The 22,556-nt window shown below is 70.0% G+C and carries 19 protein-coding genes, 1 pseudogene and 1 riboswitch; of the genes and pseudogenes, 11 read left to right on the top strand and 9 right to left on the bottom strand.

Going from position 1 to position 22,556, the window contains the following annotated elements; all coding sequences use genetic code 11:
- Positions 1–78: 78 nt before the first annotated feature.
- Together V8690_RS10980 and V8690_RS10975 are read right to left on the bottom strand one after the other, a co-directional pair.
- On the bottom strand, positions 79–1,956 hold the full coding sequence (locus tag V8690_RS10980; protein ID WP_338777846.1) for a hypothetical protein: 1,878 nt from the start codon (positions 1,954–1,956) through the stop codon (positions 79–81).
- A gap of 146 nt (positions 1,957–2,102) precedes the next feature.
- Positions 2,103–2,312: a hypothetical protein gene (locus V8690_RS10975; RefSeq protein ID WP_338777844.1), complete on the bottom strand. Its 210-nt coding sequence runs from the start codon at positions 2,310–2,312 to the stop codon at positions 2,103–2,105.
- Between the two features lie 132 nt (positions 2,313–2,444).
- Here V8690_RS10975 and V8690_RS10970 point away from each other — a divergent pair, with 132 nt between their 5' ends.
- A complete protein-coding gene (locus V8690_RS10970) occupies positions 2,445–3,419 on the top strand; it encodes a carbohydrate kinase family protein (protein WP_338777843.1) in 975 nt (324 codons plus the stop codon).
- An 89-nt stretch (positions 3,420–3,508) separates the two neighbouring features.
- On the opposite strand, the pseudogene V8690_RS10965 reads toward V8690_RS10970, so the two are convergent.
- Positions 3,509–4,886, bottom strand: a pseudogene (locus V8690_RS10965) (aminotransferase class V-fold PLP-dependent enzyme).
- A gap of 312 nt (positions 4,887–5,198) precedes the next feature.
- On the opposite strand from V8690_RS10965, the gene coxB reads away from it, so the two are divergent.
- The 4 genes from coxB (at position 5,199) to V8690_RS10945 (ending at position 9,673) form a co-directional block, all read left to right on the top strand.
- A complete protein-coding gene (gene coxB, locus V8690_RS10960) occupies positions 5,199–6,164 on the top strand; it encodes a cytochrome c oxidase subunit II (RefSeq protein ID WP_338777841.1) in 966 nt (321 codons plus the stop codon).
- Complete coding sequence (ctaD, locus tag V8690_RS10955; RefSeq protein ID WP_037765834.1) at positions 6,161–7,897, top strand: cytochrome c oxidase subunit I; 1,737 nt, start codon at positions 6,161–6,163, stop codon at positions 7,895–7,897. Before coxB ends, ctaD begins: the two co-directional genes overlap by 4 nt.
- Entirely contained in the window at positions 7,894–8,292 is a 399-nt protein-coding gene (locus tag V8690_RS10950; RefSeq protein WP_338777833.1) for a cytochrome c oxidase subunit 4, read from the top strand. Before ctaD ends, V8690_RS10950 begins: the two co-directional genes overlap by 4 nt.
- Positions 8,293–8,422: 130 nt before the next feature.
- Positions 8,423–9,673, top strand: coding sequence for an Ig-like domain-containing protein (locus V8690_RS10945; protein WP_338777831.1), 1,251 nt, complete (start codon positions 8,423–8,425; stop codon positions 9,671–9,673).
- A 100-nt stretch (positions 9,674–9,773) separates the two neighbouring features.
- Here the strand turns inward: V8690_RS10945 and V8690_RS10940 are convergent, their stop codons facing one another.
- On the bottom strand, positions 9,774–10,175 hold the full coding sequence (locus tag V8690_RS10940; protein WP_338777829.1) for a hypothetical protein: 402 nt from the start codon (positions 10,173–10,175) through the stop codon (positions 9,774–9,776).
- A 145-nt stretch (positions 10,176–10,320) separates the two neighbouring features.
- On the opposite strand from V8690_RS10940, the gene V8690_RS10935 reads away from it, so the two are divergent.
- The 6 genes from V8690_RS10935 to V8690_RS10910 all read left to right on the top strand — a co-directional run bounded on the left by V8690_RS10935 (position 10,321) and on the right by V8690_RS10910 (position 17,414).
- Positions 10,321–10,941, top strand: a complete 621-nt coding sequence (locus tag V8690_RS10935) for a heme-copper oxidase subunit III (protein ID WP_010048918.1) — start codon at positions 10,321–10,323, stop codon at positions 10,939–10,941.
- A gap of 77 nt (positions 10,942–11,018) precedes the next feature.
- Entirely contained in the window at positions 11,019–11,831 is an 813-nt protein-coding gene (locus V8690_RS10930; RefSeq protein ID WP_338777821.1) for a c-type cytochrome, read from the top strand.
- On the top strand, positions 11,828–12,892 hold the full coding sequence (locus V8690_RS10925; protein ID WP_338777819.1) for a Rieske 2Fe-2S domain-containing protein: 1,065 nt from the start codon (positions 11,828–11,830) through the stop codon (positions 12,890–12,892). The genes V8690_RS10930 and V8690_RS10925 overlap by 4 nt, the downstream gene beginning before the upstream one ends.
- Positions 12,889–14,511, top strand: coding sequence for a cytochrome bc complex cytochrome b subunit (locus V8690_RS10920; protein ID WP_338777817.1), 1,623 nt, complete (start codon positions 12,889–12,891; stop codon positions 14,509–14,511). The genes V8690_RS10925 and V8690_RS10920 overlap by 4 nt, the downstream gene beginning before the upstream one ends.
- Before the next feature lie 138 nt (positions 14,512–14,649).
- Positions 14,650–15,714, top strand: coding sequence for an anthranilate phosphoribosyltransferase (trpD, locus tag V8690_RS10915; RefSeq protein WP_338777815.1), 1,065 nt, complete (start codon positions 14,650–14,652; stop codon positions 15,712–15,714).
- A 66-nt stretch (positions 15,715–15,780) separates the two neighbouring features.
- Positions 15,781–15,897: riboswitch (SAM riboswitch) on the top strand.
- Between the two features lie 125 nt (positions 15,898–16,022).
- Positions 16,023–17,414 (top strand): aminotransferase class V-fold PLP-dependent enzyme, encoded by a 1,392-nt coding sequence (locus V8690_RS10910; protein WP_338777813.1) that lies wholly within the window; start codon positions 16,023–16,025, stop codon positions 17,412–17,414.
- Here the strand turns inward: V8690_RS10910 and V8690_RS10905 are convergent.
- From V8690_RS10905 to V8690_RS10885, 5 genes are all read right to left on the bottom strand, one after another.
- The gene (locus V8690_RS10905; protein ID WP_338777811.1) at positions 17,345–18,580 is read right to left on the bottom strand and encodes a glycerate kinase; all 1,236 of its coding nucleotides are present in this window, start codon (positions 18,578–18,580) and stop codon (positions 17,345–17,347) included. The genes V8690_RS10910 and V8690_RS10905 overlap by 70 nt on opposite strands.
- A gap of 12 nt (positions 18,581–18,592) precedes the next feature.
- Positions 18,593–20,008, bottom strand: coding sequence for an SLC13 family permease (locus V8690_RS10900; RefSeq protein WP_338777809.1), 1,416 nt, complete (start codon positions 20,006–20,008; stop codon positions 18,593–18,595).
- 92 nt (positions 20,009–20,100) lie between these two features.
- Positions 20,101–20,766, bottom strand: a complete 666-nt coding sequence (locus V8690_RS10895; RefSeq protein WP_338777807.1) for a response regulator transcription factor — start codon at positions 20,764–20,766, stop codon at positions 20,101–20,103.
- On the bottom strand, positions 20,763–22,280 hold the full coding sequence (locus V8690_RS10890; protein ID WP_338777804.1) for an ATP-binding protein: 1,518 nt from the start codon (positions 22,278–22,280) through the stop codon (positions 20,763–20,765). The genes V8690_RS10895 and V8690_RS10890 overlap by 4 nt, the downstream gene beginning before the upstream one ends.
- Complete coding sequence (locus tag V8690_RS10885) at positions 22,204–22,518, bottom strand: small secreted hydrophilic protein (RefSeq protein WP_338777803.1); 315 nt, start codon at positions 22,516–22,518, stop codon at positions 22,204–22,206. The genes V8690_RS10890 and V8690_RS10885 overlap by 77 nt, the downstream gene beginning before the upstream one ends.
- Positions 22,519–22,556 lie beyond the last annotated feature (38 nt).

Here is a 22,556-nt window from a genome sequence, read left to right as displayed (position 1 = left end):
AGCCGCTTCCCGCGGCCGCGGACATGACGAAGGCGGCGGCCCCCTCCGACGGGGCCGCCGCCTTCGCGCTCTGTCGTCCTACCGCTCCCGCGTCGGGGGAGCCGGCAGCCGTGCGCCCTCCTTGGCCAGTGGGACCGCCTTGCCGTTCGAGCCCACGACCTCGCGGTCGCCGAGCGGCTCGTCCAGCTGCACGGTCTGCTGGAACTGCTTCGCGATCATGATGCAGATCTTGTCCGGCCACGGGGTCGAGGTCACCGTGACCTTCACCTCGTCCCCGTTCTCGCTCGCCTTCACGTCGTAGTCGGAGCACACCCCGCCCGTGAAGGTCACGGTCAGCTCCGAGCCCTCGGCCCGGTAGCCGTCCACCTTGACGTCACGCGGCTCGGGAGCCGACGTCGGCTTGTCACTCGGCCCGCTCGGCTTGGGGGAGGCCAGGTACTTCGGGTCGACCGCCGGATACGTCACCGTGAACGGGTCCTTCGCACCCGGCGCCGTCACCTCGAACAGCCAGGACGGCACCAGCGCCTGCCGCCCGTCCACGAAGTGCGAGGCCAGCCCGAACACCGCGTTCTCCACCGTCACCGCGTCCTTCTGCGGAGCGCCGCTCGCCGACGACCCGCAGGGCTGCTCCAGCCGGTCCTTCAGCGGCACGGGGCTCGCGCAGCCGCCGATGCCCATGCGGTGGTCGCCGGCCGGCCGCTCCTCCATCAGCTTCAGCGCCTTCTTCGCGTCGACCACGGGGTACGTGTCCCCCTTCACCGGCGTCTTCAGCTGACCGCTGCCGCCGACGACCTCGCCGTCGGAACCGACCGTGACCCCGGTCGACCAGCCGTACGTCGGCAGCCCGCCGACCTCGGGAGCGGCGTTCACCACCCGCTGGGCGCCCATGACCTGGCTCGCGTCCCGCTTCGCGTCGTCCTGACCCAATGCCTTCAGCACGGGCGCCGCGGCCTTCTCGGCCTCCGCCTCGCTCACCGGACTGCCGCCGGACTGCGGAGCGGTGCAGGCGGTGCCCTTGCAGTCGTCGGTGCCCGGGGCGTACCGGCTGAAGGTCCATGCCCCCGGCGCCTGCCTGTTCACCTGGAGGCTCGGCCCCGAACCGTCCTGACCGGCCCCGACCTTCCAGACCTCGCCCTGCGCAACCGGCGACCCCGCGACCCCGAGGGCCTTCGCCAGCCGGGCCACCTCCCCCTTGGTGACCTCGCCCCGCGCCCGGTACACCGGGGCTTCACCGGGGCCGTCCGGGAGCGGGCCGTCGACCCGGTAGGTGACGCCGTAGGGGTTGGGCTCACCGGGCGCGAAGCCGTTGCCGCCGCCCGACGTCGATTCCGAGTACCCGTCGAGCGCGAGCGGCGGGGGAGTGCCGTCCCCACCGGGCGCGCCGGACGTCGTACCGCCGCCGGATCCGCCGGAGGCGTTGGCCGCGAGCCAGGCCCCACCACCGCCGATCAGCAGCACGGCGGCGGCGACGGAGGCGATGATCGCGGGCGTCCGAGACCGCCCACTGCCCGGACGGACCGGGGGCTCTTCGTCGTGGGGGAGCTCGTGGTGGGGCGCGGGGGCCGTTTCCGCGTCTGCTTCCGGTGCCGGGCCGGTTTCCTCGGTGCCGGCACTGTCGGTACCGGCTTCCTCGGCGTCGCCTTCCCGGGCCTCGGGCGTGTCGGTCTTCCCGGCTTCGGTCTCCGATGGGCTGGTCTCCTCGGCCGCCGGGGGCGCGTCGCCCTTTCCGGCCTCGGCGGCATCGGCGCCGTCCATCGCCTCAGCATCAGCCTCTGCCCCCGCGGTGGAGGCGGCCGCGTCAACACCCGGCGTCTCGGAAGCCTCAGCGGCATCAGAAGCCCCAGCGGCCTCAGCGGCGTCCGCCGAACCCCGCTCCTCGACCTCCGGGGTGTCGGCGGATCCGGCGCCGCCCACTTCCCTGGCGTCGTCGTCGTTGTCGGGTCGCTCGGTGTTCACCGCATCGCTCCTTCGGCTGCACAGCTGTCCCATGGGACCCGGCCCGGTCCGAAACGGGCCGCTGTCGGGTCGTATCCCGCATCCCCTTTACGGGGGACAGCGATGGGACGCAGCGGGGGAGCGCACGGTTCCCGGCAGTGCTCCCCTCAGTCCCCGTAGTCCGACATCGCGTCGAGCATCCGCGCCGACGCCGGGGGTACGGTCACACCGTGGATCAGGGCCGGGGAGACCGGCCGGGAGGCGACCCGGTCGGGAACCGCCCAGTGGGGAGCCATCCGGGCCCCGTCGCCCGGCAGCGACGCGAGATCGCCTTCGAGATCGACCGGAACGGGCACCTGGATCTTGAGGTTCGTCATATCCGCACCGTATGCACGCCGGACCTCACGGAGAAAGATCTACTATCGGGTAGTTTTGATGCCTTCAGAGCGGCCCCGCCCACCCGATAGCGTGAAGTGTCAAGGTCCGCCTCCCTCAGGAGAGTCCACGCCGTGCGCATCGCAGTCACCGGCTCCATCGCCACCGACCACCTCATGACCTTCCCCGGCCGCTTCGCCGACCAGTTTGTAGCGGACCAACTGCACACGGTCTCGCTGTCGTTCCTGGTCGACAAACTCGACGTCCGCCGCGGCGGCGTCGCCGCGAACATCGCGTTCGGCATGGGACAGCTCGGCACCCGCCCGATCCTGGTCGGCGCCGCGGGCGCGGACTTCGACGAGTACCGGGCCTGGCTCGACCGGCACGGCGTCGACACCGAATCCGTCCGCATCTCCGACACGCTGCACACCGCCCGCTTCGTGTGCACCACCGACGCCGACCACAACCAGATCGGCTCCTTCTACACCGGCGCCATGAGCGAGGCCCGCCTCATCGAGCTGAAGACCGTCGCCGACCGCGTCGGCGGTCTCGACCTGGTCTCCATCGGCGCGGACGACCCGGAGGCCATGCTCCGCCACACCGAGGAGTGCCGCTCCCGGTCCATCCCGTTCGCCGCCGACTTCTCCCAGCAGATCGCCCGGATGGACGGCGATGAGATCCGCATCCTGCTGGACGGGGCGACGTACCTCTTCTCCAACGAGTACGAGAAGGGCCTCATCGAGTCCAAGACCGGCTGGACCGACGCGGAGATCCTGTCCAGGGTGGGCCACCGTGTGACCACCCTCGGCGCGCAGGGCGTGCGCATCGAGCGGGCCGGCGAAGACCCGATCGAGGTCGGCACCCCGGACGAGGAGCGCAAGGCCGATCCCACCGGCGTCGGCGACGCCTTCCGCGCGGGGTTCCTCTCGGGCCTCGCGTGGGGCGTCTCCCTGGAGCGTGCCGCCCAGGTCGGCTGCATGCTGGCGACCCTCGTCATCGAGACGGTCGGGACGCAGGAGTACCAGTTGCGCCGCGGGCATTTCATGGAGCGGTTCACCAAGGCGTACGGGGATGAGGCCGCGGCGGAGGTTCAGGCGCACCTGGCCTGACCCACAGGGTCCGGCTGAGGGCGCGTGGGGGCTGGTCGCGCCCGTGCGGCGGAGCCGCACACCGACACAGCCCCGCGCCCCTGAGGTGTTCAGCTCGCTCGGCGGACCAGGTACGCCGTTCCTCGGTCCGCCGGTTCCTCCCCGACGTACTCCTGGTTCCTCATCTCGCACCACGCCGGGATGTCGAGCCGCGCCGCCTCGTCGTCCGACAGCACCCGGACCATGCCCCCCACCGGTACGTCGCCGATGACCTTCGCCAGCTCGATCACCGGAATCGGACAGCGCTTGCCGAGGGAGTCGACGACCAGGACGTTCTCCTCGCGGGCGACGTCGGAGGCGACCGGCGCCCCCAGCTTCTCCCGCACCGCCGCCACGACCCCGGGGAGGACGGTCAGGAACCGCTCGACATCCTCCTCCGCCGCCCCCGGCGGCAGCGACACCCGCACGTTCCCCTCACTCAGCACGCCCATCGCCCGGAGCACATGGCTCGGCGTCAGCGTGCTGCTCGTGCAGGACGACCCGGACGAGACCGAGAAACCCTCCCGGTCCAGCTCGTGCAGCAGGACCTCTCCGTCGACATAGAGACAAGAGAAGGTGACGACGCCGGGCAGTCTGCGCACCGGGTCGCCGACCACCTCGACGTCCGGCACCGTCCGCGGCACCCGTACCCGGATCCGCTCCGTCAGCTCCCGCAGCCGCAGGGCCTCCTCGGCCGCCTCGGCCCGTACGGCGCGCAGCGACGCGGCCGCCGCCACGATCGCCGGGATGTTCTCGAAACCGGCCGCCCGGCCCGACTCCCGCTCGTCCACCGGCCCTTGTGGCGCGAACCGCACACCCTTGCGGACGACGAGCAGCCCGACCCGCCGGCCCGCCCCACTTGTGGGCGCTGGCCGTGAGCAGCGACCAGCCACCCTCCACCGGCCCCCACCCCAGCGACTGCGCCGCGTCCACCAGCAACGGCACCCCCGCCGCCCGGCACGCCTCGGCCACCTCGGCCACCGGCTGCTCGGTCCCCACCTCGTGGTTGGCCGACTGGAGACAGGCCAGTGCCGTGTCCGCGCGCAGGGCATCGCCGTACGCCGCCGGATCCACCGCCCCGCCCCGGTCGACCGGCACCTGCGTGACCGTCCCGCCGGCCGCCTCGTGCACCTCGGCCGCATGCAGCGCGGAGGAGTGTTCGACCGCTGACACGATCAGGTGACGCCCGACCCGCCGCCGCCCGGCCAACGCACCCGCGATCCCCGAATGCACAGCCCGGGTCCCCGACGACACGAAAACCAACTCGTCCGCCCGACACCCCACCGCCTCGGCAGCAGCCTCCCGCGCCGCGTCCAGCACCATCCGAGCCCGCCGTCCTTCCCGGTACAACCGAGCAGGATCGGCCCACCCCTCGTCGAGCGAGGCCAAGAGCGCCTGACGAGCAACGGGATGCAAAGGAGCGGAGGAAGCAGCATCGAAGTAAGCCACACAGCAACGCTAACGCCCGAGGGGCGCGGGGCTGCGTCCATATGCGGCTCCGCCGCGTGGGCGCGAATGCCCCCCAACCACCCGCACCCGCCCCACAAGCCGCACCCCCAACCCAATAGGCACCCCGCCCACCCCTTCGGGGTGACCGACGGCGCGCGAACGCCCCCCTCCCCGCGAACCCCCGGAGGGCGTCGGCTAGGGTTTGGTCCGCATAAACATCCAAACCCCTGCCCGACGCAGGGCGGCGACCGACCAGCGAGAAGGCCAGGCCGCAGCCGATCCGCGCGGGCGAGACTCTCGGGAAGGCGCTACGTGAGTCCCAACGGCTCCGACCGCTCGCCGCGGCGCCCGATGCGGCGGAAGCTGCTGCAGGCACTGACCGCGGGCCTGGTCTTGGCGACAGCCACCGGTTGCTCGTACAACTGGGAAGACTTCCCCCGCCTTGGTATGCCCACCCCGACCACGGAAGAGGCTCCGCGGATCCTCTCCCTGTGGCAGGGGTCCTGGGCGGCTGCGCTCGCCGTTGGCGTGCTGGTGTGGGGTCTGATCCTGTGGAGTGCTTTCTTCCACCGGCGCAGCCGCACCAAGGTCGAGGTTCCTCCGCAGACCCGGTACAACATGCCCATCGAGGCGCTGTACACCGTGGTCCCGCTCGTCATCGTCTCGGTGCTGTTCTACTTCACCGCCCGTGACGAGTCCGAGCTGCTCAGCCTCAAGAAGAAGCCCGACGTCACGGTCAACGTGGTCGGCTTCCAGTGGAGCTGGTGCTTCAACTACATCGAGCCGGTCGCCGGTTCCACCGGTGACGCCAAGAAGTCGCCGGACCTGGACGCGATCCCGGACCGGTTCAAGGACGACTTCCCGGCAGGCGCCGGCGGCGTCTACGACTGCGGCACCCCCGGTACGCGGAACCCGCAGACCAACAACCCGGGTCCGACGCTCTGGCTGCCCAAGGGCAAGACGGTCCGCTTCGTCCTCACCTCGCGTGACGTCATCCACTCCTTCTGGGTGGTGCCGTTCCTGATGAAGCAGGACGTCATCCCGGGCCACACCAACGCCTTCGAGGTGACCCCCAACAAGGAGGGCACCTTCCTGGGCAAGTGCGCCGAGCTCTGCGGCGTCGACCACTCTCGGATGCTGTTCAACGTGAAGGTCGTCTCCCCCGAGCGCTACGAGCAGCACCTCAAGGACCTCGTGGACAAGCAGCAGACCGGTTACGTTCCCGCCGGCATCGCGCAGACGAGCCACGAGAAGAACCGGGAGACGAACAACCTGTGAGCATCCTCAACGAACCCCAGGGTGCCGCGGCAGCAGGGTCCCACTACGAGGACGAGCTGCCGGTCAGGCGCCAGAACCGCGGCAGTGTCGTGGTCAAGTGGCTGACGACGACGGACCACAAGACGATCGGCACGCTGTACCTGGTGACGTCGTTCGCGTTCTTCGTCATCGGTGGCGTGATGGCGCTGTTCATGCGCGCCGAGCTCGCCCGGCCTGGTCTCCAGATCATGTCGAACGAGCAGTTCAACCAGGCGTTCACGATGCACGGCACGATCATGCTGCTGATGTTCGCGACGCCGTTGTTCGCCGGCTTCGCGAACTGGATCATGCCGCTCCAGATCGGCGCGCCGGACGTGGCCTTCCCCCGGCTGAACATGTTCGCCTACTGGCTGTACCTGTTCGGCTCGCTCATCGCGGTGGGCGGCTTCCTCACGCCGCAGGGCGCGGCCGACTTCGGTTGGTTCGCCTACAGCCCGCTCTCGGACGCGGTCCGTTCCCCGGGCATCGGCGCCGACATGTGGATCATGGGTCTGGCCTTCTCCGGCTTCGGCACCATCCTCGGCTCGGTCAACTTCATCACCACGATCATCTGCATGCGCGCTCCGGGCATGACGATGTTCCGCATGCCGATCTTCACCTGGAACGTGCTGCTGACCGGTGTGCTGGTCCTGCTCGCCTTCCCGGTCCTGGCGGCCGCGCTGTTCGCCCTCGAGGCGGACCGCAAGTTCGGTGCCCACGTCTTCGACTCCGCCAACGGCGGCGCGTTGCTGTGGCAACACCTCTTCTGGTTCTTCGGCCATCCAGAGGTGTACATCATCGCGCTACCGTTCTTCGGGATCATCTCCGAGGTCATTCCGGTCTTCTCCCGCAAGCCGATGTTCGGTTACACGGGTCTGATCGGCGCGACCATCGCGATCGCGGGCCTGTCCGTGACGGTGTGGGCGCACCACATGTACGTCACCGGCGGTGTGCTGCTGCCGTTCTTCTCCTTCATGACCTTCCTGATCGCGGTCCCGACCGGTGTGAAGTTCTTCAACTGGATCGGCACCATGTGGAAGGGCTCGCTGTCCTTCGAGACACCGATGCTGTGGGCGACCGGCTTCCTCATCACCTTCACCTTCGGTGGTCTGACCGGTGTCATCCTGGCCTCGCCGCCGATGGACTTCCACGTCTCGGACTCGTACTTCGTGGTGGCCCACTTCCACTACGTCGTCTTCGGCACCGTGGTCTTCGCGATGTTCTCCGGCTTCCACTTCTGGTGGCCGAAGTGGACCGGCAAGATGCTGGACGAGCGCCTCGGCAAGATCACCTTCTGGACGCTGTTCATCGGCTTCCACGGCACGTTCCTGGTCCAGCACTGGCTGGGTGCCGAGGGCATGCCGCGCCGGTACGCGGACTACCTCGCGGCCGACGGCTTCACCGCGCTGAACACGATCTCGACGATCAGCTCGTTCCTGCTCGGCATGTCGATCCTGCCGTTCTTCTACAACGTCTGGAAGACGGCCAAGTACGGCAAGCCGGTCGGCGTCGACGACCCGTGGGGCTACGGCCGCTCCCTGGAGTGGGCGACCTCCTGCCCGCCGCCGCGGCACAACTTCATCACCATGCCGCGGATCCGCAGTGAATCCCCGGCGTTCGACCTGCACCACCCGGAGATCGCCGCTCTCGACCAGCTCGAGAACGTGGGCCACGGCGACAAGGCCCTCGCTGGCGGCAAGGAGGCCGGCAAGTGAAGATCCAGGGCAAGATGTTCATGTGGCTGAGCGCCTTCGTGCTCGTCATGGCGATCGTCTATGGCGTGTGGTCGAAGGAGCCGGCCGGCACCACAGCCCTCTTCCTGACCTTCGGCCTGTGCATCATGATCGGCTTCTACCTCGGCTTCACGGCCAAGCGGGTCGACGTCGGTGCGCAGGACGACAAGGAGGCGGACGTCGCGGACGACGCCGGCGAGGTCGGGTTCTTCAGCCCGCACAGCTGGCAGCCGCTCTCCCTGGCCATCGGCGGCGCCCTCGCCTTCCTGTCCATCGCGATCGGCTGGTGGCTGCTGTACTTCTCGCTGCCGATCATCCTGATCGGTGTCTGGGGCTGGGTCTTCGAGTACTACCGCGGTGAGAACCGCACCCAGTAACACGAGCCGAGCGCCTGGGGGCCCGGACACTCCGAAAGGAGCGTCCGGGCCCCTGCTTTTGCCGCAATACGTGTCACTCGTTCGAGTCATCCGGCGTGCCGCGCTTGACGCGGCTTCCTAGCGTGAGGCCATGAGCCATATAGCGACCTCCCGCCCCGTCGTCAGCTGCACGCTGCTGGTGATAGCCCTCTGCGCGGGCGTCACCGCCTGCGGCTCGGACGGCAACCCGCTCTCCCACCGCCCCTACGACGCGGCGGACCAGATCTCCTTCAACGCCCCCTCGGGGGGCCGCAAGAAGGCCGACCCGGACAAGCCCCTGGAAGTGGTCGCCGAGGACTCCGGCGGGCGTATCACGGACGTCACGGCCTACGACGCCGCCGGACGCTACGTGGCCGGCGAACTCGCCGCCGACGGAGGCCGCTGGCACAGCACCTCACCGCTCGCCGCCAACGCCAGCTACACGGTCCGTGTGAGCACCGAGGACGAGGACGGGGCGCCCGGCCGCAAGGTCCTCACCTTCGACACCGGCAAGCCCACCACCCACAAGCGCCTGGACGTCACCTTCGGCCCCAAGGCGGGGACCTACGGCGTCGGCCAGCCCGTCACGGCCGAGCTGAGCCAGCCCGTCAAGGACAGGGCCCAGAGGGCCGTCGTGGAACGGGCCCTCAAGGTCTCCTCCATACCCGCCACGGAGGGCGCCTGGCACTGGGTGGACGACAAGAAGCTCCATTACCGCCCCAAGGACTACTGGCCCGCACAGGCCACCCTCCAGGCCCGCAGCAACCTGGAGGGCATCAAGATCGGCGACCGTATACGGGGCGGCAAGGCCAAGCCCCTGACGATCAACACCGCCGACAAGGTCATAGCCGTCACGGACGCGGCGGCACACCAGATGACCGTCTACAAGAACGACGAGATCGTCCGGCAGATCCCGGTCACCACGGGCATGCCCGGCTACGAAACCCGCAACGGCGTCAAGGTCGTCCTGGCCAAGGAAGGCACCGTTCGCATGACCAGCGCCAGCATCGGCGCCTCGGACTTCTACGACCTGATCGTCCACCACTCCGTACGGGTCACCCACAGCGGCGAGTACGTCCACGCCGCCCCCTGGTCCGTCGGCTCCCAGGGCTACGCCAACGTCAGTCACGGCTGCACCGGCATGAGCACCGAGAACGCCGCGTGGTTCTACGAGAACATCCGCGAGGGCGACATCGTCAAGGTCGTAAACTCCGCCGGCGACACGATGGCCCCCTTCGGCAACGGCTTCGGCGACTGGAACCTCGAGTGGAAGCAGTGGCGCACAGGCAGCGCCCTGACAGCCGGCACCCCAGAGGGCCCCACACCGGCGGACAGGGCCCGTCTACGCCCTCAGAGCGCCTGACCAGAAGGGGCGCGGGGCAGTGTCGATACGCGGTCGCCGCGTGGGCGCGAACAACCCCCACGCACCCGCAGGTCGCCACACAACCGGACGTCCCGGGCTCCTAGGCGTTCGAAGCCGCCCTCTCCCGCAGCAGGGAAGCCAAGGCCGCAGCGAACTCCACGGGCTCCACCGGCAACGTCACCGCCGACTCCGCGCGACTCCAGGTCGCGAGCCACGCATCCTGCGGCCGCCCGATGAGCAACAACACCGGCGGACAGTCGAACACCTCGTCCTTGATCTGCCGGCAGACCCCCATGCCCCCCATCGGCACGGCCTCGCCGTCCAGCACACAGACGTCGATCCCACCCCGGTCCAACTCCTTGAGCACCGCCCCCGGAGTCGCACACTCCACGAACTCCACCAAGGGAACGTCCGGCGCCGGCCGCCGTCCCGTGGCGAGCCGCACCTGCTCGCGGGTGTTGGAGTCGTCGCTGTAGACCAGCACCGTGGCGGTCGGCTGCATTGTTCCTCCGTGACGTCAGCGTCGTAAGGACAGGCCCGTTGGGCCGGATGCTACTCCCTTGAACACCACGTCAACACCGGTACGACCGGTTCGGACACTCCGAACGGCACCCCCCGGAGTGAGGGCGGGATAAGCGACCGACATAATGTCGGTCGTGGCGACAGCAACGACAGTAGAAACCGGGCACGCGCACCCGTCGGTCAACCGGCCGAACCTCACCAGCGTCGGAACCATCATCTGGCTGAGTTCCGAGCTGATGTTCTTCGCGGCCCTCTTCGCGATGTACTTCACCCTGCGATCGGTGACGGGTCCCGATCACTGGAAGGAGATGGCCAGCCATCTCAACTTCCCGTTCTCGGCGACGAACACCACCATCCTGGTGCTCTCCTCGCTCACCTGCCAGCTCGGCGTCTTCGCCGCCGAGCGCGGTGACGTGAAGAAGCTGCGGATGTGGTTCATCGTCACGTTCGTGATGGGTGCGATCTTCATCGGCGGTCAGGTCTTCGAGTACACCGAGCTGGTCAAGGAGGCGGGCCTGTCCCTGTCCTCCGACCCGTACGGCTCGGTCTTCTACCTGACCACCGGCTTCCACGGCCTGCATGTGACGGGCGGTCTCATCGCCTTCCTGCTGGTCCTGGGCCGGACCTACGCGGCCCGGAGGTTCACCCACGAGCAGGCGACCGCCGCGATCGTCGTGTCCTACTACTGGCACTTCGTCGATGTCGTCTGGATCGGCCTCTTCGCCACGATCTACATGATCAAGTAGCGGGACCGCAGCGCGCGCCCGACGAGGCACGCATCCCAGAAGCACCGACGCAGAAGATCCTGACACCGGGGTAATCCGTGAAAAAGCTCTCCGCACGACGACGCCACCCGTTGGCGGCGGTCGTCGTCCTACTCCTCGCGCTGCTCTTCAGCGGGGGGCTGTACGCCGTGTTCGCACCCACGAGCAAGGCTGAGGCCGACGAAACCGCCCAGTCCCTCACCATCGAGGAGGGCAAGAAGCTCTACTCGGTCGGCTGCGCCAGTTGCCACGGCACCGGCGGTCAGGGCACCTCCGACGGGCCGAGCCTGGTGGGTGTGGGCGCCGCGGCCGTGGACTTCCAGGTGGCCACCGGCCGTATGCCGGCCGCCACCTCCCAGGGCCCGCAGGTCCCCAAGAAGAAGAACATCTACACCCAGGCCGAGATCGACCAGCTCGCGGCCTACATCGCCTCGCTGGGCGCCGGTCCCGCCATCCCGACGGAGGAGCAGTACGGCCCCCAGGGTGCCGACATCGCCAAGGGCGGTGAGCTGTTCCGCACCAACTGCGCGCAGTGCCACAACTTCACCGGCAAGGGCGGTGCGCTGACGCACGGCAAGTACGCGCCGACCCTCGAGGGTGTCGCCCCGAAGCACATCTACGAGGCCATGCAGACCGGCCCGCAGAACATGCCGTCCTTCCCCGACACCACGCTGTCGGAGAAGAACAAGAAGGACATCATCGCTTACCTCGACGCGGTCAACAGCGAAAAGACCGAGAGCCCCGGCGGCCTCGAGCTCGGCGGCCTCGGGCCGGTCAGCGAGGGCCTGTTCGGCTGGGTCTTCGGTCTCGGCGGGCTGATCGCCGTCGCCGTGTGGGTCGCCGCCCGGACCGCAAAGGCCAAGAAGTCATGAGTAGCCAAGACATTCCAGAAGAGAACCTGCCTGCCGAGCAGTCCGCAGGACATGACGGGCACGGCGCGCTGAGCCCCGCGGACGAGCACCCGTTCGCCGACCCGGGCCTGCCTCCCCACGAGCACCGGATCCAGGACGTCGACGAGCGGGCCGCCAAGCGGTCCGAGCGCTCGGTCGCCCTGATGTTCACGGTGTCGATGCTGGCCACCATCGCCTTCATCGCCGCGTTCGTGGCGATCCCGGTCGACAAGTCGGTCTACATCTTCCCGCTGGGCCACATCAGCGCGCTGAACTTCGCGCTGGGCATGACGCTCGGCATCGCGCTGTTCTGCATCGGCGCGGGCGCCGTCCACTGGGCCCGCACCCTGATGTCGGACGTGGAGATCGCCGACGAGCGGCACCCGATCGAGGCGGAGCCCGAGGTCCGCGAGAAGGTCTTCGCCGACTTCAAGCAGGGCGCCAAGGAGTCCGCGCTCGGCCGCCGCAAGCTGATCCGCAACACCATGTTCGGCGCGCTCACGCTGGTGCCGCTCTCCGGCGTCGTGCTGCTGCGCGACCTCGGCCCGCTGCCCGAGGACAAGCTGCGTCACACGCTCTGGTCCAAGGGCAAGCTGCTCGTCAACATGAACACGAACGAGCCGCTGCGTCCGTCGGACGTCGCGGTCGGCTCGCTGACCTTCGCCAAGCCCGAGGGCCTGGAGGAGCACGACCACGATTTCCAGAACGAGATCGCCAAGGCCGCCCTGATGATCGTCCGGATCCAGCCGGAGAACATCAAGGACAAGCGCGAGCTCGAGTGGTCGCACGAGGGCATCGTCGCGTACTCGAAGATCTGCACCCACGTCGGTTGCCCGATCTCCCTGTACGAGCAGCAGACGCACCACGTGCTCTGCCCCTGCCACCAGTCCACCTTCGACCTCTCCGACGGTGCCCGAGTGATCTTCGGTCCCGCTGGTCACGCCCTGCCGCAGCTCCGCATCGCCGTGAACGACGAGGGCTACCTCGAGGCGCTCGGCGACTTCGAAGAGCCCGTCGGCCCTGCTTTCTGGGAGCGCGGATGAGCACTGCACAAGAACGCCGCAAGGCGCCCGCCGGAGAGCGGGTCGCCGACTGGGCCGACGGCCGCCTGGGGATCTACTCCCTGGCCAAGGCCAACATGCGCAAGATCTTCCCGGACCACTGGTCCTTCATGCTCGGTGAGATCTGCCTCTACAGCTTCATCATCATCATCCTGACGGGTGTGTACCTGACGCTGTTCTTCCACCCGTCGATGAACGAGGTGGAGTACCACGGCAGTTACGTCCCGCTCCAGGGGCAGCTGATGTCGGAGGCGTTCGCCTCCACCCTGGACATCAGCTTCGACGTCCGCGGCGGTCTGCTCATCCGGCAGATCCACCACTGGGCGGCGATCATCTTCCTCGCCGGCATGTTCGTGCACATGATGCGCGTGTTCTTCACCGGCGCGTTCCGCAAGCCGCGTGAGATCAACTGGCTGTTCGGCTTCCTGCTGTTCGTCCTGGGCATGTTCACCGGTTTCACCGGCTACTCGCTCCCGGACGACCTGCTCTCCGGCACCGGTGTCCGCTTCACCCAGGGCGCGATCCTGTCCATGCCGATCGTCGGCACGTACATCTCGATGTTCCTGTTCGGCGGGGAGTTCCCGGGCACCGACTTCGTCGCCCGGTTCTACTCGATCCACATCCTGCTGCTGCCCGGCATCATGCTCGGGCTCGTGGTCGGCCACCTGATCCTGGTCTTCTACCACAAGCACACGCAGTTCGCGGGTCCCGGCCGGACCAACAAGAACGTCGTCGGCATGCCGCTGCTGCCGGTCTACATGGCCAAGGCCGGAGGCTTCTTCTTCCTGGTCTTCGGTGTCATCGCGGCCCTCGCCGGCATCGCGACCGTCAACCCCATCTGGGTCCTGGGCCCCTACCGCCCCGACCAGGTGTCGACGGGTGCACAGCCCGACTGGTACATGGGCTTCGCCGAGGGTCTCGTCCGAGCGATGCCGGGCTGGGAGATCGACTTCTGGGGTCACACACTCGTCCTGGGCGTGTTCATCCCGCTGGTGCTGTTCGGTCTCTTCCTCGGGATCATCGCCCTCTACCCGTTCATCGAGTCGTGGGTCACCGGGGACAAGCGCGAACACCACATCCTGGACCGGCCGCGCAACGCCCCGACGCGCACCGCCTTCGGTGTCGCCTGGGTCACCGGCTACATGATCATGCTGATCGGCGGTGGCAACGACATCGTCGCCACCCACTTCCACCTGTCGATCAACGCGGTCACCTGGTTCGTCCGGATCGGGTTCTTCGCCGGGCCGGTCATCGCCTTCATCATCACCAAGCGCATCTGCCTCGGCCTCCAGCGCCGGGACAAGGAGAAGGTGCTGCACGGCCGCGAGACCGGCATCATCAAGCGCCTGCCGCACGGTGAGTTCATCGAGGTGCACGAGCCGCTCAGCCAGGAGCAGATGTACACGCTCACGGCGCACGAGCAGTACGTGCCGGCCGAGATCGGCCCGACGGTCGACGAGAACGGTGTCGAGCGCAAGGTGAAGGGCTCCGAGAAGCTGCGCGCCAAGCTCAGCGAGTCCTACTACGGCGAGGGAGCCCAGATCCCGAAGCCGACCGCCGAGGAGTACCGGGAGATCACGAGCGGCCACGGCCACCACTGATCACTGCTTCGCCACGCCACGCAAAGGGCCCCGTCCGGTGTTCGGACGGGGCCCTTCGTGGTGCCCCGGGGCTGGATAGGGTGGACCCCGTTGAGACTCTCGTCCCGTAGTGCGGGACGCCTGACCCTGGAGCGGCTTATGAGCGCTGTGACCCCCGCTGGAGGCGACACCGCGGCGGGCCGCTCCTGGCCCCTGCTGTTGAACGGTCTGCTGGACCGCCGGGACCTGACCGCCGACGACACCGCGTGGGCGATGGACCTGATCATGCGCGGCGAGGCGACGGACGCGCAGATCGCCGGGTTCGTGGTGGCGCTGCGGGCCAAGGGTGAGACCGTCGAGGAGATCGCCGGATTCGTCCGGGCGATGTACGAGCACGCGAACGTGATCGAGGTGCCGGGCCCGGCCGTCGACATCGTCGGCACGGGCGGCGACGGGGCGAAGACCGTCAACATCTCGACGATGTCGGCGATCGTCATCGCCGGTACCGGTGCGAAGGTCGTCAAGCACGGCAACCGCGCGGCGTCCTCGGCCTCCGGGGCGTCGGACGTGCTGGAGAAGCTCGGCGTCAATCTGGAGCTGCCGACGCACCGGGTGGCCCAGGTCGCCGAGGACGCCGGGATCACCTTCTGCTTCGCGGCGAAGTTCCACCCGGCGATGCGGCACGCGGGTGCGGCGCGCGGCCAGTTGGGCATCCGGACGATCTTCAACGTCCTCGGTCCGCTGACCAACCCCGCGAAGGTGCGGTCCCAGGCCGTCGGTGTCGCGGACCCGCGCATGGCGCCGATCGTCGCGGGCGTCTTCGCCGAGCGCGGCCACTCGTCCCTGGTCTTCCGGGGCGATGACGGCCTCGACGAACTGACCACCACGGCTACGTCCCGGGTGTGGGTCGTCCGGGACGGCAAGGTGACCGAGGAGGCGTTCGACCCACGCGACGTGGGCCTCGATCTCGTCCCCGTGGAGGCCCTGCGCGGCGCGGACGCCTCCTACAACGCGGAGGTCGCCCGCCGCCTGCTGGACGGCGAGACGGGCCCGGTGCGCGACGCGGTCCTGCTGAACTCGGCGGCTGCCCTGGTGGCCCTCGATCCCGGCCAGGGTCCGCTGGCCGAGCAGATCCGCGCCGGCATGGCGAAGGCGGCCGAGTCGATCGACTCCGGGGCCGCCAAGCGGACGCTGGAGCGGTGGGTGGCGGCGAGCAACGCCTAGCGCGGGGTGTCCCGCAATCCGGACGCGGGTTGCGGGACCTCGATCATTCTCGTACGTTCCTTTCCAGGTCATGAGTGACAGTCATGAGGCCCCGGCAGGCTGTCCGGCAACCCTCCGTCCGTGGCGGGGTGCCCCGGGTGAAGACCAGGCCGTAGTCAGCAAGGTCTACGGCAAGCGCGGACCCCTCGATCCCAGGGGTCCTGGTCGTCGAGGAGCCTTCCGTGAGCAAGCGAATGCGCTAGGGCCGCAGAGCCCCGCCTCCGCACACCCTTTTTCTCTCCACCCCTGTCTCTCACGGGAGTTCCGCCATGTCCGTCTCCACCGTCGCCGCCGCCCCGTCCGTTTGTGCCCCACTGCCCGTTCTGGGCCGGGACGTCACCGTTCCGCTCGTCACCGGCGGTGAGGTCACCTACGCCGCGCTCGACTACGCCGCCAGCGCCCCGGCGCTCCAGCGCGTCTGGGACGACGTCGCCGCCTACGCGCCGTACTACGGCAGCGTCCACCGCGGTGCCGGGTACCTGTCCCAGCTGTCGACCGACCTGTTCGAGAACGCCCGCCGGACGGTCGCGGAGTTCCTCGACTGCCGGGACGGTGACGAGGTGGTCTTCACCCGGTCCACCACCGACTCCCTCAACCTGCTCGCCGCCGCGCTCCCGGCCGGCTGCCAGGTCTTCGTCTTCGAGACCGAGCACCACGCCTCGCTGCTGCCCTGGCGCGACGCCCGCGTCACCTACCTCGACGCTCCGCGCAGCCCCCGCCAGGCCGTGGAGACCCTGGAGCGCGCCCTGGCCGAGCGGGACTCCCACGGCCCGGCCCTCGTCTGCGTCACCGGCGCCTCGAACGTCACCGGCGAGCTGTGGCCCGTACGGGAGCTCGCGGCGGCCGCGCGCGCCCACGACGCCCGGATCGTGCTCGACGCCGCCCAGCTGGCCCCCCACCACCCCGTGTCCGTCCGGGACCTCGACGTCGACTGGGTCGCCTTCTCCGGGCACAAGCTCTACGCGCCCTTCGGCTCCGGCGTGCTGGCCGGGCGGGCCGACTGGCTGCGCGAAGCGGAGCCGTACCTCGCGGGCGGCGGCGCCAGCCGCAAGGTCACCCGGCGCGCGGACGGGGGAGTGGACGTGGAGTGGCACGACAGCGCCGCCCGTCACGAGGCCGGATCGCCCAACGTCATCGGCGCCTACGCCGTCGCCTCCGCGTGCAGGGCGCTGACGGAGGCCGGTTTCGACACGCTCGTCGCCCGCGAGCAGTACCTGGTCGGGAAGGTGCGGGAAGGGCTCGCCGACGTCCCCCAGGTGCGGTTCCTGTCCCTCTTCGGGAACGACGCGCCGCGCGTCGGTGTGCTCTCCTTCGTCGTCGAGGGCTGGAACAGCTCGCACTTCGCCGCCGCCCTCTCCGCCGAGTACGGCATCGGCGTGCGGGACGGGCTCTTCTGCGCCCACCCGCTGGTGCGCACGCTCCTCGGCAGCGACCCGCAGACGCAGGGCGAGTGCGGGGCGCCGGAGGCCGCGCCCGGCGAGAAGTCCCTCAACGCCATCCGCGTGAGCTTCGGCGCGGGCACGCCGGACGAGCACGTGGAGCGGTTCGTGCGGGCCGTGAAGGAGCTCGTGACGGACGGAGCGCGGTGGACCTACCGTACGGAGGACGGGCGTTGCGTGCCGGACACCTCCGTCTCGACGGCGGCGGGTACGTCCGTCTGAACGGCCGCGCCGGGGAGCACCGGTAGCCGGGTACCGAGGACGATCATCCGCAGGGCCCGCTCGGTGGCGTCCGTGAGCAGTTCGCTCGCCCGGACCAGGGCCTCCGCCAGGGCCATCGGCGCCGGCAGGATGCCGCTGAACGCGTCCACGCCGGGCACCTCGTGCGCGCCCTCGCCGAGCGTGCCCGCCAGGGCCAGGACCGGGCGGCCGTGGAGCTTGGCGCGGCGGGCCACCTCGGCGGGGACCTTGCCGCGCGGCGTCTGGTGGTCCAGGGCGCCCTCGGCGGTGATCACCAGGTCCGCGCCGGCCAGCCGGGCGTCCAGGTCGAGGTGGTCCAGCAGTACGTCGAAGCGGGGGAGGAGACGGGCGCCCAGGGCGGCGAGGCCGGCGCCCAGGCCGCCGGAGGCCCCGGTTCCGGGACCGTACCGGAGGTTGGTGTCCGGGACGGCGACGTCGCGGGTGAGGACGAAGGCCCAGTTCTCCAGCCCGGCCGACAGCTGTTCGACCTGCTCGGGCGTCGCGCCCTTCTGCGGGCCGAAGACCCGGGCGACGCCCCGTTCGCCGCACAGCACGTTGTACGGGTTGCAGGCGACGAGGAGTTCCACGTCCGCGAGGCGGGTGTCCAGGCCCCGCGGGTCGACGCGGTGCAGCCGCGTCAACTCGCGTCCGCCGGGCGGCAGTTCCTCGCCCTGCTCGTCCAGCAGCCGGGCCCCGAGCGCCTGGAGCGCGCCCGCGCCGCCGTCGGAGGTGCCCGAGTCGCCGCAGCCGACGAGGATCCGCCGCACGCCCCGGTCGAGCGCGGAGCGGATCAGCTCGCCGACGCCGTACGTGGTGGTGGCGCCCGGGTCGCGCAGGTCGCGCGGGACGAGGGAGAGGCCCGCGACGGCCGCCATCTCCACGACCGCAGTGTCCCCGGAGCCCAGCAGGGCGAAGTGGGTGCCGACGGTCTCCCCGATCGGGCCGGTGGCGGGCACGGCGACGAGCCGGCCTCCGGTCGCGGCGGCCAGGGCGACGGCCGTGCCCTCGCCGCCGTCCACCAGCGGGACGAGATCGAGCTCGGCGTCGGGCAGGACACGGCGTACGCCCGCGGCGATGGCGTCGGCGGCGGCCTCCGCGGACAGGGACTCCTTGAAGCCGCTGGGGGCTACGACGACACGGGTCAGCATGGGTGGGGCTCCTTAACGGGTGACGGAGATGCCGAGCAGCGGCCACACCGCGACGGCGAAGAGCAGCACGAGCGCGGCGGTCAGCGGGGCCAGGAAGGCGGACAGCCGCAGCAGGTCGCGCGGGGTGTAGGTGGGGGTGCCGGGGATCTGCGCGAAGAGCGTGACCGGCTTGGCGGAGGCGGGCAGCGTGTGGCAGAAGCCGGCGGCGGCGGTGGAGGCGAGCGCGGCGGCGACCGGATTGACGCCGACGCCGACGGCGGCGGCCACCACGAGCGGGACCAGGACGGAGGAGCGGGCGGAGCGGGACTGGAGGACCAGGTGGGCGGCCGTGCTGACCGCGATCACGACCGCCAGGAACACCACCGGGGCCCCACCTGTCGGCAGCCCGGAAACCAGCCACTTGGCCGCTCCGGAGTCGGTGAGCGCGACGCCCATCGCCATCGTCGCCGCCATGAACAGCAGCAGCGACCAGGGCACGGTCTTCAGCGCGTCCTTCAGACGTACGGTGCCGAGGGCGGGCGAGGAGGCGATGACTGCGCCGATCAGCGCGACCAGCGCGGGCGGCACGTGGTGCAGCGGCTCGCTGCACCACAGCAGCACCACCGTGGCCATGAGCAGGGCGCAGTGCTTCTCGGCCTGGCTCCAGGGGCCGGTCACCGGCTGCTCGCTGTGCTGCTGGATCTGCTCGGGGGTGATGTGGACCGGGCCGTGGCGGTCCGCCCGCCGGGTCGTCGTCAGCAGGACCAGCTCGGCGGCCAGGTGCGAGGAGGCCACGGCCAGCGGCAGACCCAGCAACAGCCACTCCGTGAAGCCGATGTGCTGCCCGGTCGCCTCCCACAGCACCGACACGGTGATCAGATGCGCGCCGGCGCCTATCAGGGTCGCCACCGCCGACAGCAGGATCACGGTCGGGAACAGCAGCGCAAGCATCACGACCAGCCGCTTCCGGTCGGCGAGGACCTTGGCGAGGGCGAGGAACACCGGCAGCGCGAGCGCGGCCCGGCCGGAGGTCGCGGGCACCGCGAACGCCGTGACGACCAGGGCCGCCGTCGTCAGGTGCACGAGCTGCCGTACCGTGCGAGCCCCGCTGACCAGGAACACCGCCGCCCGCCCGGCGAGCCCGGTCCGGCTCACCGCGGCCGCCAGCACGAACGCGCAGATCAGCAGCCACACCGTGGCATCGCCGAGGGTGCCGAACAAGGTGTCGCTGCTGATCACCCCGGTCACCGTGAGCGCGAGCCCGGCGCCCAGCGCGATGTAGGTGTCGTCGATCGACGTCCCGATCCAGGCGCAGGTCGCCAGGACGAACACGGCGAGCGTGAAACGGGCGTCGGCGCCGAGTCCCGGGAAGTTCCCGGGGACCGCGAGCAGGAGGCAGACGGTCAGTGCCGCGCACAGGGCGGTGGTGGATCGGAGGTTCAGCGTCACGTCATCGAGGATTCGCCCGGGGGGTGAGTCGTCGATGAGCCGAAGATGAAAGGAAGTTCACCCGGGCCTTCACTCGGGCCTTCACCGGGCCCTCAGCCGGTGGGCAGCCGGTATCCCATCCCGCGTACCGTCTCCACCCGCTCCGCCCCCAGCTTCTTGCGCAGCGTCCGCACGTACACGTCCACGATGTTGGATCCCGGGTCGAAGTCGTACCCCCACACATGGGACAGGATCTGCTCCCGGGACAGCACCTGCCCGGGATGCCGCAGGAACAGTTCCAGCAGCACGAACTCACGGGCCGTCAGGTCGACGGTCCGCTCCCCGGAGCGGGCCCGGCGTGTGCGCAGGTCCAGGCTCAGGGAGCCGCATTTGAGCACCGTCACCTCCGGCGCCCGCGCGGCCGTCCGCAGCCTCAGCCGCACCCGGGCCAGCAACTCCTCGAAGCGGAACGGCTTGGTCATCCAGTCGTCGGCGCCGCCTTCCAGCCCGGCCACCGTGTCCCGCACCGAGTCCCGCGCGGTCAGCACGATCACCGGCACCGTCACCCGCGCCTCGCGCAGCTCGCGCAGGATCGTGAAGCCGTCCCGGCCGGGCAGTCCGATGTCCAGGACGACGAGGTCGAAGCCGCCGGTCAGGGCGTACTCGTAGCCCGCGTCGCCGTCGGTGACGACGGTCGTGGTGAAGCCGTTGGAGCGCAGGCCCTTCTCCACGAAGGAGGCGATGCGCTCCTCGTCCTCGACGATGAGGATGCGGTTCACGTGGGGTTCCCTTCCGGTGCCCGGGGTGCGTGCAGAACGAGGGCGAAGGTGGCGCCGCCACCTGGTGTGTCGTGGAGCCGTACCCGGCCCCGGTGCCCCTCGGCGATCGCCTTGACGATGGACAGCCCGAGTCCGGCGCCGGAGCCCCGGGCGCCGCGGCGGGCCGTGCCGCGCCGGAAGCGTTCGAAGATCACCTCGGTGTCCTGGGGCTGCACACCGGGTCCGGAGTCGGCGACGTACAGCTCCAGGTGCGGGCCGTCGGTGCGGGAGCCGATGCGGATGGTCTGGCCGGGCGTGGTGTGCTGTACGGCGTTCTGCGCGAGCTGCACCATGGCCTGGGTGATCCGCTGCGGATCCAGCTCGGCCTCCAGGTCGGCGACCTCGGCGAGCTGCCAGTCGCGTTCGCCGAGCGTGCGGGCCTTGACGTAGACGTCGGCGGTGAGTTCGGCGACCTGGACCGGCTCGGGGGAGACGAAGTCGGGGCGTTCGGTTTTGGCGAGCAGCAGCAGGTCCTCGACGATGCGGCTCATCCGGTCCAGCTCGTCGGTCACCAGCCGGATGGTCTCCTCGCGTTCGGCCGGGTCGTCGCCCATCAGTTCCAGATGGCCGCGCACGATGGTGATGGGCGTGCGCAACTCGTGGCCCGCGTCGTCGACGAACTCGCGCTGGGCGGCGAAGGCCCGCTCCAGCCGGTCGAGCATGCCGTTGAACGTCTCGGCGAGAGCCGCTATGTCGTCGTTGCCGTGTACCGGGATCCGTTGGGTGAGGTCCTGCTCGGTGAGCTGTGCGGCCGCCGTGCGCACCACGCGCACGGGTCTGAGGATCCGCCCGGCGACCGCCCAGGCTATGCCGACGGTCAGCAGCAGGGCGACCCCGGAGATGACGAGCAGCGTGCGGAACATGTTGTTCACGCGGGCCTGCTCGCGCTCCGGATGGAAGGCGACGACGAACGCGGCGTCCGGCTCCCGGCCCTGCTGGGCCACGGTGACCTTGGCCCAGCGGATCTCGCCCTCCGGCCGGTGCAGCACACCGGAGGGCGCGGGCGAATCGTAGATGCGGCGCAGGGCGTCGACGTCCCGGTCCAGGGGCAGGGCGCCGGGCACGTCGTGCTGCTGACGGAGCGGCCGGAGTCTGCCGTCGGTCCTGGTCACCAGGCCGATCAGCTCCTCGTCCGCGTCGGGGTTCTGCCGTTCCAGGAACACCGTCAACAGCCGGTCCGCGTCGGTGAACGGCCGGCCTGTCCGCGGATCCCCGCCCTGCTCCTCGAAGTTGGCGAACTCGCCGGTCTCCTGGGTGAGCAGGCGGTTGATCCGGTTGTCGACGTCCCGCAGCAGGAACGAGCGGGTGGTCATGGCGACGGAGGCGAGCGCGACCGCCATCACGAGCAGCAGCCAGAGCAGGATGCGGACCCGGGCGGAGACGCGCCGGCGGCCGGCGTCAGTTGTCAGAGCCGGCGCCGTCGTCGTCGCCCGGTCCGTCGTCTCCGGTGCCCCGGCTGCGGTCGTCGTCGTCATCGTCACTCGCTGAGCTGTCGGTCACCGGAGGCCGCGAGACGGCCTTGTCGCCCGGCGTGGGCTTCGCGGGGGGTGTGAGCGTGGAGGTGGGCGTGGGCGAGCTGTTGTCCAGCTCCACCTGCTGGGACGGGACCTTGGGCGACTCGGGACTGTCCGAGAGGGCGTAGCTGGTCGCGGCGATGCCCAGCGGGATCACCACGACCGCGGACAGGGCCGCCATACGACGGGAGAAAGCCATGTGCCCGATCCTGCGGCCGGAACCCGGAGCCGATGATG

This window comes from Streptomyces sp. DG1A-41 (assembly GCF_037055355.1).
GTDB lineage: Bacteria > Actinomycetota > Actinomycetes > Streptomycetales > Streptomycetaceae > Streptomyces.
Note: the sequence above shows the minus strand (reverse complement) of the source record. Positions and strands in the feature narration are given on the sequence as shown.